This window comes from Deltaproteobacteria bacterium (genome assembly GCA_018668695.1).
Classification (GTDB): domain Bacteria; phylum Myxococcota; class XYA12-FULL-58-9; order XYA12-FULL-58-9; family JABJBS01; genus JABJBS01.
Window position 1 is genome coordinate 1 of sequence record JABJBS010000218.1, and the last position, 12,849, is coordinate 12,849.

A 12,849-nucleotide genomic window follows, 5' to 3' on the forward strand; every position below is an offset into this window, starting at 1 on the left:
AAATGAGGCGGGAGATTTGTTGGCGGTAGACGAGCTAGAGTTAGGCGAGTCTTACAGTCTTGTTGTCTCACAACGCGGCGGGGTGGTACGGTACCGTATGGGCGATCAGGTTGAGGCTGTGAGCCGAGTTGGGAACACACCCACCATTCGGTTCCTAGGTCGCAACAACCGGTTCAGTGATTTGGTTGGTGAAAAGCTCAATGAGTCATTCGTTCGCCAAGTGATTGACGACCTAGCGATAGACGAAGCTTCGTTTCGCACTTTAATGCCAATACGAACTCCGAACGACCACTACGTTTTGCTCCTCGACGCATGTGAGCAGGCGACTCCAAAGCTCAGCGCGCTGCTGGAAGAAGGGCTCTCGCAGGCTTACCATTATCGCCATGCTCGTGCGTTGGGGCAGTTGGGTGCTGCTCGTGTGGTTATTCTTAAAAATGCCGAAGAAGAGATGGCTCAATATCACGGCCGAGCGGGTAAACGTATCGGGGATATGAAGCAAAGCTATCTCGTGGGCACCCCCGCGGATTCAGAGCTTTGTCACAGCATGGCAACGGTTCAGGATATACCGCAATGAGTGAACGTTTTTTTAGCGGCTGGATGAACTGGATTGCGGGTAATCGCCTAATTTCGGTGTTGCTCGTATTGGTGGTCACTGGAATCGCTATCTGGGGCCAGGTCAGGCACCCGTTGATGATGGACAACAGCCCGGAAGCATTTGTTGGCAAAGATACGGATGTGCGGCGCGCGTTGGAATTGTTCCGCGAAGAGTTTGGGCATGATTCCCTTTTTATGATCTTGGTGGAGGGTGAGGTCTTTACAACTGAATTTTTAACACACTTGAAGAAATTGCATCAGGAGCTTGCATCTATTGATGTCATTCTAAGTGATCCACTTGAGCGGGCGCAGCGCAACGAAGATCTTACCGGTTTTACGGACTTTGATGACGCAGACGCTGGTGCTGCATGGGGAGATGAAAAAGGCGGCAGCATTTTCACGGAGGTGACATCGCTCATTAATGTTCGGGATACGACCTATGAGGCCGATGGATTACGCGTCGGTGGGCTCTTGGAGAGATGGCCTCTTGAGGATGAACTACCTGGGTTGAAGAAGAAAGTACTGGGTGAACGCTCCTATGTAGGGCGAGTGGTTGGCAAAGCGGGCCGGCACGCGATGGTGTTGATTCGAACAGTTGAAATCAGTCGCCGAGATACGACGAAGGTTTATTTAGCGGTGGACGAGGTTGTGCGCCGGTTGAGCCAGGAAGGCTTTGCGATTCACACCGCCGGGAATCCGGCTCTTGTTGCGCGCTCAGAAGAGTTATCTCTTCGGGACATGAAGCAGATATTCATTCTAAGCTGCTTGTTGATGGTGGTGGCATTAGGATGGGTATTTAGACATCCGGTCGGAATCATCGTTCCAGGATGCGTTATTGTTTTGTCCAATATTTGGACCTTCGGTTTGATGGCCTGGATGGATAAGCCGTCCACCTTCCTGACTTCAATTTTACCAGTGTTTCTCGTGGCGGTGGGTGTGGCCGATTCGATTCACTTCCAATCCGTTTACCGCGAATTGAAGGCTGGAGGTATGGAGAGCGCCAAAGCTTTGGCCAAAACGGGAAGCCTCACTGGACTTCCTATGCTTTTTACAACGCTCACAACCATGACCGGGCTGTTCTCGTTTATGTTCGCTGAGTTACCAGCCATTCAAGAGCTTGGCATCTTTGGTGGAATGGGCGTTGGGATTGCTTTCATTCTAACTCTGGTACTCATGCCTATTTGCTTATCTCTTTTTCCCGAGAGCTTGGATATCGCCAACGCCGGGAATGACTCAATGCTTAAGCGCTGGGTAGACCGTGCGAACTTACTATCGGGCCGGCGGGGGGGTGATTCGATTCGCGAAGACCCCGTCAAACGTAATCGTGTTCTGGCACTTGGTATCTTGGTGCTGGTGTTAGCGGCGATGATGTGGCCTCGCATCAGGGTGTGGCATGAACCCATTGAATGGTATCCCGAAGACGAACCGATTCGTGTCGCATTTCGGCAGATTGACCAACACATGGGCGGCGCGTCTCAGCTTACGCTTTTGGTTGAACCTAAAGGCGATAAAGGCCTTCGCAATTTGAAACTGCTCCAGGGTTTAGAAAAAGTAGAGTCGGAAATCTTGGCTTACCATGATGCTAAGGTAGATAAACGCTTGGCCGGTAATGCCATTAGCATTCTTGACGTGGTCCGAGAAACTCGGCGAGCACTTTATGATGGGCGTGAGGAATATTACGGCCTGCCCGAAACTCAGGCCGAATTGAACGATATTCTCTTCGTCTTTGAAAATGCGTCGCCGGATAGACTTCGCCGATTAACGACTTTGGACCTGACACTCTCACACATGACTTTTACAGTGCAGTGGCTCCCGGCGGGGTCGTATGGTCCGATGACTGAGTATATTGGAAAATCAATTGATAAGCATTTGGCTTCGATGGCGCAGGTAGAACCGACGGGTATTGTTTATATGTTTTACCTCACCATCAATCAGTTGCTGGCAGACCTTATCCGAAGTTTTGCTTCGGCATTTATCGTCATTAGCTTTCTTATGATTTTCATTTTGGGAGACTTGAAGCTTGGACTTATTTCTATGGTTCCAAACCTACTCCCTATTGCGATGCTTCTAGGCTTTATGGGTGCAGTGGATATTCCTATCGATTTAGCAACGGTTTTGGTTGCATCACTGGCTCTTGGGTTGTGTGTGGACGATACCATTCATTTTCTTCACCATTTTAAGGTGGAGCTTCAGAGAACGGGTGATACAGATAGAGCGATTGATGTTTCGCTTCAATGCAGTGGTAGAGCCATCATGATTACGAGTATTGTTTTAGTGGCGACGACCTGCCTTTACCCGACCGCGGTACTCAAAAATATGGATCGCTTTGGCATTTTAGTTAGCATGACCATTGTTTTTGCGGTGTTTGTAGACCTGATTGTAGGCCCCGCGCTGCTGCGCTTTCTCTATCCGCCCAAGTCCTCTGCGTCACAATCTGGCGCATAACGACCATATCATGGCGCGGGCCAGAATAATGGTCTGGGCTAATTTTAAAAAGCTATTTATATCAGTCGTTTGCGAGGTCGCGAGATGGCACGAGATGTGCTGCGTCAAGAGGTGTACAAGCGGGAGAGATGAGCATGGTGATCGACGGATTTGAAACAGATTTGTGGTTGAGAGTGGCCTACGTGGCAGCGGCGATTCCGTTTACAATCATTCGACTCTTGGCCAATAAACGGTGCGGGCAGGTAACTTCTAAAAATGACTTTTTGGAAAGCGCCTGGATTCGCATTGGGATTCGAGTCTGTGAGACCCTCGGAGCGGCCGGTATGGTCGCTTGGATTCTAAACCCCCACTGGATGCAGTGGAGTGCTTTAGAGATGGACTCAGGCTTACGTTGGTTCGGAGTGTTTCTCATCTTTTTAGGTACGGTATTCACTTGGTGGGTGCACGAGACTTTAGGTGACAATTTCAGTCCGTTTCTACATGTTCGAAAAAATCATGAACTGATTACGAGCGGCCCTTATGCTTTCGTGAGGCATCCTATGTACACTGGGCTCTTTACGGTTCTTTTTGGAACCTTTTTCATCACGTCTAATATTTTTATTTTCTTAATGACTGCCGGTGTTCTCGCTGTGCTTCTGGTTTACCGGATTCCTCGCGAGGAGAGTGTGCTCATGGAAGCTTTCCCCAATGAATATGATAGATACACAAATAATCGACCGAGGTTTGTTCCCGGGTTCTGATTTTGAGACAACCCGATGGGATAGGTTTGTTCTACGTCACACGAAACCACTGAATCTATGGATTCATGTGGTGAGCATGGTGATGTACTTCGTCGGCCCTCTGATTGCGCTACTTACCTGGAACCCTTGGTGGCTATTGGCTCCCGTTCTTTCCGGTAGTGTTGGAGCGTTCGGTCATTGGTTGTCTGGAGATGGCGGTGTTAGTCTCAAGGAAGCAACCGTTGAGGTAACCGTACCTTTTTATGTGCCATTGGTATTTTGGAAAATTCTGAAGGGGTCCTATTTCACGGAGGACATCCCCAAAGCACGTGCTAAAACCCGGTATACAAAGCCAAACTGCTCTTAAATTTATCAATGGCTACTTAAGAGTTCCTCTTGGGGGCTTGTGGCCCGCTGCGTCCTTCCCTATCTTGAAGTCGGCTTTGTTAGGATTAGGGAAGACTATGGGCACAAGTGAATCCAAAAGAGTATTGACCTCCAGCGCAACCGCGATTGCGGAGACGATTCGCAGCGGTGAGCTCTCAAGTCGCCGAGCGGTAGAAATTCATATCGAACAGATTCAGCGAGTGAACCCCACCATCAATGCGGTGGTCCGAGAGCGCTTTGATGATGCCCTTGCGGAAGCCGACCAAGCAGACGAAGATTTAAAAACAAAGAATCCATCCGAGTTGCCAGCTTTTCATGGTGTACCATGCACGATTAAAGAGTGCTTTGGGCTTACGGGTATGCCCCAGTCTTCGGGTGCGGTGAAACGAAAAGGTGTCATAGCTTACGAGGATGCCACCGCGGTAAAGCGTCTGAGAGAAGCCGGCGCTATTCCGATGGGCGTGACGAATACATCCGAGCTTTGTCTCTGGATGGAAAGTAACAATTACGTTTATGGCCGAACCAACAATGCCTACGATCCGAAACGCACAGTGGGTGGAAGCTCAGGCGGTGAAGGTGCGATCATCAGCGCCGGCGCTTCTCCTTTTGGTTTAGGTTCCGATATCGGCGGCTCCATCAGGATGCCGGCATTTTTTAATGGGGTATTTGGTCATAAGCCAACAGGAGGTTTGGTGCCTGGTACCGGTCAGCATCCATGTGCAGAAAATGAAGCACTGCGCTTTTTGACCACTGGGCCCTTGTGTCGCAGGGCAGAGGATTTAATGCCTCTCTTACGCGTGATGGCAGGTCCAGATGGGGTGGATACGGGGTGTTTCGAGATGCCTCTGGGCGATCCAGATGAAGTGGATCTCAACGGTCTACGTTACTTAAACTTGCGAGGGTTCAAACGTTACCCGGTTCATTCATCACTGAAGCGTCGCCAAGAGCTGATGGTCGATTTGTTTAAAAGACGCGGCTGCAAAGTCATCGACATCGATATCCCTGAGTTTTCACAGGCCTTTGAAGTTTGGTCAGCGATGATGGGTGAAGCCTCGGATACTCCATTTGTGGAGCTGATGGGCGACGGAGATCCCGTGAATGCGGCAGCGGAGCTGGGCAAGTGGCTTGTTGGACAATCCGAGCATACTGCGATGGCCTCACTCTTAGGGCTTGCTGAGAAGTTGGTGGATCTTTTACCGGGTTATCGGACGAAGCTCATAGAGCTTGGGCATACCTTGAAGGCCCGTGTAACTGAGATGCTTGATGATGATGGAATTATGTTTTTGCCAAGTTACACATCACCGGCTCCAAAGCATAACGTGCCTTTCTGGAATCAGCTGCGTTTGCGATCAGACTATGCCTATACGGCAATTCTAAACGTGATTGAGGTTCCGGTGACCCAGGTGCCGCTAGGGATGGACCGTTTAAAGTTGCCGCTGGGGATTCAAGTAGCGGCCGGGCACGGGCAAGACCATATGACGATTGCCGTCGCTAAAATGCTTGAACATGAATTTGGTGGCTGGCAGCCTCCGAAGCTTTCGGGGCTTTAAGAATCCAGGTGGTGTCCGACGAGGCTCTCAAGCATATCCATAAAGGCTTGCTGGCGGCCCACGGGGTCGAGTAGTTCAAACGTAAGATCTTGATATTCCTTACCAAATTCGACTAGCAGGGGAGGGACATCCTCCCGGAGATGCTTTCCAGCGGACAGAAATACTGGCAAGATTTTTACATGCGCGGCCCCGAGCTTGGCGATTTGCCTAACCAGAGTTTCCAAATCGGGCTCGCTGCGTTCTAAGAATCCGAGGTGGACTTTATCTTGTCCGTAGGTCTTTTGAAGCTCCAGGGTGAGTTCCCTGAATGGAGCGGCCCAAAGTGGGTCGGAGCTGCCATGGCAAAAGAGGATCACATGGGTGGTCTGTGTTGATTTCATGACGTTATCTTAACCCACTCGGTTGAAGGTTTCCACTTGCGCAGCTGGCTTCTGGGCGGTACAGGGGCGCCGAAGCAGTGCGGACCAGTTCGATGAGAACGAATTCGCACCCTAAGACCCACGACGTTAATGGAGAATGATATTATGAGCGAAACAACACTAGTAATCTTGAAGCCTGATTGCATGACTAAGAAAGTTGCCGGCCAGGTAATGACTCGCTTTGAAGAAGCTGGTCTTGAAGTAATTGGTTGCAAAATGCAGCAGCTTAGCGCTGAAGTTCTTCGTGAGCACTACGCACACATCGCTGACAAGCCGTTCTACCCAGAAGTTGAAGACTTCATGCGTTCAACGCCAGTTATTACTTTGGCGCTTCGCGGCGAAAACGTAATCACAAAGATTCGCGACCTCGCAGGTCCAACCAACAGCCAAGAAGCTGCTAAAGGCACTATCCGTGGTGATCTGGGTGACGACGTGATGCGCAACATCGTTCACGCATCTGACTCACCAGAAGCTGCGACTGCAGAACTTAAGCGTTTCTTCGCCGCTGGTGAAGTATTCGCATAAGAATCGATTCGCGATTTTCGATGAGAAAGCGTCGGCCTCTTTTGAAGAGCCCGGCGCTTTTTTTTTAGGGTTCCAACGACCCGCGTGTGAGCATTACCCAGTCGCCAGTACAGCCATCGAGCAGATGGATGGTATCGTCGTTGGCAGAAGTTGTGCCTAAAGCCAGTGTATCTAAGCATTGGTAATCACTGACTCTGTTAAATGGATAAATGGTATGAAGGCGGTTGGCTCCTCTTACGATGCCATCTGCTCCCGGCTCTACAAGCTTAATGCTGGACGATGAGGTGGCAACCAGGTTGCCATAGGTGTCGAAGACAATGGCATGAGGTTCTTGAATCGCTTGATAAATCGCTTGAGCGGAGTCTGAGCCCAGTTCATTGTGTCCAATGACGGTGCTGATAAGACCTGTGGTCGGATCAAGCCGGCGCACGCGGTGGTTGCCTGTATCGGAAATATAAATACTACCGGAATCACTCAGAGCAACCGCTTTGGGATTATTTAGATATACAGAAGTCGCCGCGTAACCGTCGTCGTAGAGGAACGCTTTGGCGCCCGGTGTACCTGCGACGAGTTCAACATCATTGCCGGCAGCTTTACAGGGAGCACTTGGATCAAGTTGGAGCCGCCGAATGATATGGTTACCCGAATCTGCGATATAGAGATAACCGACGCTTGCTGTTTCCCAGTGAACCGCCATCCCGGCTGGCTTATTGAATCGGGAATTCAAAGCGGTACCGTTGCTGTAACCGGTACCATCGGCGCTGCCCGCAAAGAATATGACACTTGCATCATCGGCCAGTGGGTTGGCGATACAGTGGATACTAGATCCATAGCTTGAACTGGAGGCGTAAAAGGTGCTCGGCGCTTCTTGCTGCTGTGTAAAATAGACGCTTTCCGTGACGGCGTCGTAAACCATCCCCAAAGCATCGGTTAACGTAGGGTGATATTTCGCAACTTGAGAACTAAGTGTCGCAGGGTCTGCGCAGCCTAACTCGGAACAGCTACTGTAATTAAACCCAGGATAGCCCAGAACGTTGTCCACTCGGTATGGAGAGGTCTCTTCACTGTATGCGCGGATACGTCCAGCTTCTGAATCAAGTATCCAGTAGTCACTAGAAACTTTTTGTATGCTGACCGGGCGACCGAATGTGGGTGAACATTCGACTGGGTCGGTGGCGCAGTCATCGGACCACTTCACTCCGCCGGCTACGGATTGGATTTTATAGGGGGAAGTGTGGGTGACCCCGCGAATTAAGTTAAGTTTCTGATCAATCGCCAACCATTCATAATCGCCGATGTAGTCACCGCCCGAATCTTTTTGAGCTTCTTGAATGTCTTGGATTTCGCTGAAAGCAGCTTCGGAGGGGCTCTCGAAATCTCCAATGTTTCCATTCTCCGGCTCTGTATTACGGCCAGCTTCGGCCTGAATGATAAAACCACCACTGCCATCTGCGCTGATTCTTCTAATCGTCGAAAGGTAAAGGGGCTCGGAGTCACCTGCGCCAAATGAGACTTGGGCAATATTTTCTGCAATCAGGACTGAACCATCAGACATCGTTTGCAGAGCAGTCACTTCGCCTAGATTCGCAGTGAGGGCGTTACCACCGTTACCACAATCTCCGGAGTTACATGCCGACGCAGCTCCTGCAACCTTCACAATTTGGTTGGTATTAGGATTGAAGCGTAGGATTCGATAATTGATTCTATCAGCGATCCAAAGGTTTCCACTTGTGTCAAAGGCGATTTCGCTCGGCTCACTTAAGTTGAGTGCCAGCGGATTCGAAAAGATATCAGATTGGCAGGTGGCTCCTGTGGGGCAGCCCACGACCATATTAATGAACGCGGTTTTTTCAATGCCTAAACCAGCATTCTTGTTAACCCGGTAGATATTGTTTCCGCTGGTAAAGTAAAGGTTTTGATTGGCATCTAGCGCCATGTGGATGTTGTAACTAAGAGAAGCTGACGCGCCGTCTACTCCGTCAATGCTGCAACCTGAGTCGCAACTGTTGCCCCCAATAACTGTAGAACTGACAAGTCCATCACCGGCAGCGTCACACCCGTTTGCAAGGGAATCATCATTAGCCAGCTGGATTTTTCGAATGCGACTATTGTCTGCGACATAAAGGTAACTATTCGTTGAATCGAATGCGATACTCTCAGGGTAGTAGAAACTTAGCTGGCTGGCCTGGTAACCATCCCCGCAGCTGTATGGTGAAATGTCGCTACACTCTTCGCCGGTACCGGCAAATTCGTACCGCTCGTTGTTCGTTAAATCCACTCGGTAGATACGTCGTTCACCATTGTCGAGCACGAAATACGAGTTGGTTGAAGAATCAAACACGGATTGAAGAGGGCGATTTAATTCCAGAGCATTCGCTTTACCCTGTCCGCACAGATTGGCGGAATTCCCGGTTGCATTGATGACGTCCTCGGTGCCTGCGTTGGTGTCGCGGCGCACGCCTTTACCTGTGGTTGTGGCTGAATAAAACCCATTGTCCGAAGAGCTGGCAAATGGCATTGCTTCAGAAGTGAAACCCCATGTGTATGTTTTTTTCTGGGTGAAGGACCAAGCGCTATCGGTACCTTTTGTAAATTGATAGATGTTGGTGTTGTTAGAAATCTCACTAGGATCTGAGCTAAACTCCATGCCAATTCCAACGTAGAGGTCACCGTCAAGATCTTTTTCAAGGCTTGAAATATAAGAGAGATAAACGTTGTTACCCGTATCCCCAATAGTGGGAGTGCATGGGGGGGCGCCGGGCATCATTCCCGTGTCATCGCAGATTTCAAATGTGCCTATAATACCTGTCGCAGTATAAGACTCCATTGTGTCGTAGGTAATGTTGCCTGTAGAAATGACTCCGCTAGGTGCCATGGGACTGTTACTCACCTCCAGCGCGTAAACTTGATTGTAGGTCGCGACCATAATGGTGCCATCTAGGGCGATATCAATATGCCTTGGGTAAAAGTAACCAGAACTAGAGATGAGAGTGCCGGTAAAACTCTGATCGATTGCATTGGGATCTTGGATGAGAATAGCTTGGTTGTAGGATGAATCGGTTTGACAACCTGAGCCCGTATCACATCCTGTCGTGCTGCGTATTTCGATTTCAGTTAAAATATAAAGAACACCGGATCCATCAACAGCGATGTCTCTGATCTTGTAGAGCGTGTAGTCCACATTTTGACTGGGGGAATAGGAACCTGAGTTAGAGAATTGAATGACGGTGGATAGCACGCCCTCGTCGTTAAGTTTCCGTAGAGTGGAGGACTCATTGAACCAGTCGTCACTGTAGCCTGTGGTTCTATTTTCTTCTTCAACAAAATAAACATTACCCAAACCGTCAGTTTTTACATTTGAAGGTTCATTCAGCGCGGTGTACTTGGCCGGCTCCCCATCGCCGTCACCGGAAAATAGAATATTTCCACCTTCTTGGCTGGACACGTAGAATTTCATATTCTCGTTATTACTTGAGGATCCAGCTAGGAGTGCGATTTCACCTGTTGGATTGAGGTCTGTAGCACCAGAGACTTTAAATATTTGGTCGCGGCCTGAGTCAATCACATACATGTTGTCGGCGAGGTCAAATTCAATATCACCTACTCGCGAGAATGGGCTTTCATTCAGTGCGGTTTGTGTCCCGAAGAGTGTGGTGGGGTTCCACGCCTGTGAGATACAAGCATCGCAACCATCATTTGGGTTCGTGTTGTTATCATCGCAATCTTCAAGAGGGGTAAGCGGTAGTGTTCCTTGGTAGAGGCTCGGTTCAGTGCTGTTTTTGATAATGCCGTCGCCGCAGGTGTTGAGTACACAGGTACCTAAGCAGTCGTCGTTCTGGTTTGAGTTTTGATCATCGCATTGCTCCGCATTCCCTTCGAGATTTACAAACCCATCGCCGCAGGTGTTGGCAGAGCAGTTGGCCTTGCAAGCGTCGAGGTTTGAATCGTTGCCATCATCACACGTTTCATTCAAAACGGCTTGTGTGATGCCATCGCCGCAATAGGTTGCTTGGCAGCTGGAGCTGCAGGTATCGGTCTCGTCAGTGTTGGCGTCATCACAATCCTCCACATTCTCGTGAACAATTCCATCTCCGCATGTAGCATTTTGGCAAGCATCGGTGCAGGCATCTGTATTAATTGTGTTGGCATCATCGCACTCTTCACCAGCTTCGGTATTCGTATAACCGTCTCCGCATTCTTGTGCTGAGCAGTCTTCATTACAGAGGGCCGATTCAACCTCGTCGTCGCATTCTTCGCCACTGGTGGTATTTATAATTGCGTCACCGCACTCAGAAATACTGCAATTGGAGTTACAAACGCTGCTCTCACCCGAATCGTCGCATTCTTCATTAGCGGCTTCGTTGATAATGCCGTCTCCGCATATTGCAAGAGTACAATCCGCATTGCAGCCGGCAGATTCAGAAACATCGTCGCAGGCTTCTGCATTGTTCAAAAGATTTACAAGGCCGTCTCCGCAGACATTGTTGTCGCAAGTGGACGTACAGTCATCGTTGTCGGAGTCATTCCCATCATCACAGACTTCGTTAAACATCGTCTGAATGATTCCATCTCCGCATGTGGTAATTTGGCAATTGTTATTGCAAGAATCTAATTCACTGGTGTTGTTGTCGTCACATTGTTCAAGTTCGTCATCTAAGTTGATGTATCCATCTCCGCACCGTGCATCCAAGCAGCTGTTGGTACAGGAGTCGTTATTATTGTCGTTACCGTCGTCGCACTCTTCGCCATCAAGAGCGTTGACGATTCCGTCTCCGCAGCTGCTGAAGGTACAATCTAAGTTGCACTCGGCGGTGGCTATCGGCCCTGAGCCAGGCGTGCCTGCAGGCCCCGAACCGGGGTCGCACTCTTCGCCAGCGGCAAGCGTTACGATACCGTCTCCACAGCTTGTGAATGTACAATTGTATGTACAATTGGCTGTTTCCAAGTCTTCAGTTCCAGGGTCACACTCTTCGCCGGCAGCGAGATGAACAACAGCATCCCCACAGACTGAGAGTTTGCAGTTGATGGTACATTCCCCTGGATCGGCGCCCGGTTCGCCATAGTCGCATTCTTCACCGGCGCTGCTATTTACAAACCCGTCTCCGCAGCTGTTAACTGTGCAGTTAGCATTGCAGTCGGCAGTTTCGACGAATGTGTCACATGCTTCTCCTGCTGCCGTATTGACGATTCCATCGCCGCAGTCGCTGGCGGTACAATTGTTGTTGCATTCAGCAGTTTCTTCGCCCACTGCGCCCGTGTCACATTCTTCGCCGGCTGTACTGTTGACCACGCCGTCTCCGCAGATTTGTACGGTGCAGTCATAATCGCATTCGGCTGTTTCTGCATTGATGGCACCAGGATCGCAGACTTCACCAGCGGTAGTATTCACAATGGAATCCCCGCAGTAACTTAGTGTGCAATCGGTGTTACAGTCTTCGGTCTCTTGCTCATCGTCACATTCTTCGAGGTTGTTATTGAAGTTGATATATCCATCTCCGCAATCATTTAGCTCACATGTACTCGTGCAATTATCGTAATCATCGATGTCTCCATCTTCGCACTCTTCACCATTTTCGCCGTTCTCGTCAGCTTCTCGCAAAAACCCGTCTCCGCATCGGGCGCTTTTACAGGTGTTGGTGCACGCATCGGTGTTGCTGGTGTTTGCATCATCGCAGTCCTCTTCGCCCTGCTGAACAATGGCATCGCCGCACCGGGCTATGCTGCAATCGTTGGTACATGAATCGGTGTTGTCTTGATTACCATCGTCACACTCTTCGACTGGCTTATCGACGACACCGTCGCCACAAAATGGAGTGAATAGCTCGCAAGCGCTATTGCAAGATGAGCCGTCGGGGATGGCGCTGTAGGAGTCTGTATCTGAAATATCACAGGCTTCCGGGCTCTCTCCACTCGCATCCCAAACGCCGTCACCGCAAATTGAATCTAAGCAGGCAAATGACTCGTTATCGGTAGGCGCACAAATGGTGCGTGTATTACTTTCGTCTGCGCAGAGTTTTCCTTTATTTTCAGCGTTCCCACACCAATCTAAAATATAGACTGTGGCGACTGCTTTCTCTGAATTACTAAAAGCGATGCGTTGGTAACCGCGCCCAAGAATCTCACCACCTTCGGAGCGAGCGATGACCCAGTAGCCAGGGTGAGGAACAGTGCTGGACGCTCCTGGCCGAACAACGGTGATACGGTCGGTCT

The 12,849-nt window shown here is 49.8% G+C and carries 8 protein-coding genes; 6 read left to right on the top strand and 2 right to left on the bottom strand.

What is annotated here, in order from left to right; genetic code table 11:
- From HOK28_11620 to HOK28_11640, 5 genes are all read left to right on the top strand, one after another.
- On the top strand, nucleotides 1-574 hold a 574-nt coding region (locus HOK28_11620), incomplete at its 5' end, for a GH3 auxin-responsive promoter (GenBank protein MBT6433735.1).
- Nucleotides 571-3,039 carry an MMPL family transporter gene (locus tag HOK28_11625; GenBank protein MBT6433736.1) on the top strand — a complete coding sequence of 823 codons (2,469 nt, stop codon included), beginning with the start codon at nucleotides 571-573 and terminating at the stop codon, nucleotides 3,037-3,039. The genes HOK28_11620 and HOK28_11625, both read left to right, overlap by 4 nt.
- A gap of 128 nt (nucleotides 3,040-3,167) precedes the next feature.
- Nucleotides 3,168-3,779, top strand: a complete 612-nt coding sequence (locus HOK28_11630; GenBank protein MBT6433737.1) for an isoprenylcysteine carboxylmethyltransferase family protein — start codon at nucleotides 3,168-3,170, stop codon at nucleotides 3,777-3,779.
- 70 nt (nucleotides 3,780-3,849) lie between these two features.
- On the top strand, nucleotides 3,850-4,125 hold the full coding sequence (locus HOK28_11635; GenBank protein ID MBT6433738.1) for a hypothetical protein: 276 nt from the start codon (nucleotides 3,850-3,852) through the stop codon (nucleotides 4,123-4,125).
- A gap of 97 nt (nucleotides 4,126-4,222) precedes the next feature.
- Entirely contained in the window at nucleotides 4,223-5,695 is a 1,473-nt protein-coding gene (locus HOK28_11640; protein ID MBT6433739.1) for an amidase, read from the top strand.
- Here HOK28_11640 and HOK28_11645 read toward each other — a convergent pair.
- A complete protein-coding gene (locus HOK28_11645; GenBank protein ID MBT6433740.1) occupies nucleotides 5,692-6,075 on the bottom strand; it encodes a CbiX/SirB N-terminal domain-containing protein in 384 nt (127 codons plus the stop codon). The genes HOK28_11640 and HOK28_11645 overlap by 4 nt on opposite strands.
- A 129-nt stretch (nucleotides 6,076-6,204) precedes the next feature.
- Here HOK28_11645 and ndk point away from each other — a divergent pair, with 129 nt between their 5' ends.
- Entirely contained in the window at nucleotides 6,205-6,639 is a 435-nt protein-coding gene (gene ndk, locus HOK28_11650) for a nucleoside-diphosphate kinase (protein MBT6433741.1), read from the top strand.
- Between the two features lie 64 nt (nucleotides 6,640-6,703).
- Here the strand turns inward: ndk and HOK28_11655 are convergent.
- A partial coding sequence (locus HOK28_11655) for a DUF4215 domain-containing protein (protein MBT6433742.1) occupies nucleotides 6,704-12,849 on the bottom strand: 6,146 nt, incomplete at its 5' end.

Coding starts and splice junctions, on each gene's coding strand:
- HOK28_11625 (MBT6433736.1), top strand. CDS start 571: ATGAGTGAACGTTTTTTTAGCGGCTGGATGAACTGGATTGCGGGTAAT.
- HOK28_11630 (MBT6433737.1), top strand. CDS start 3,168: ATGAGCATGGTGATCGACGGATTTGAAACAGATTTGTGGTTGAGAGTG.
- HOK28_11640 (MBT6433739.1), top strand. CDS start 4,223: ATGGGCACAAGTGAATCCAAAAGAGTATTGACCTCCAGCGCAACCGCG.
- HOK28_11645 (MBT6433740.1), bottom strand. CDS start 6,075: ATGAAATCAACACAGACCACCCATGTGATCCTCTTTTGCCATGGCAGC.
- ndk (MBT6433741.1), top strand. CDS start 6,205: ATGGAGAATGATATTATGAGCGAAACAACACTAGTAATCTTGAAGCCT.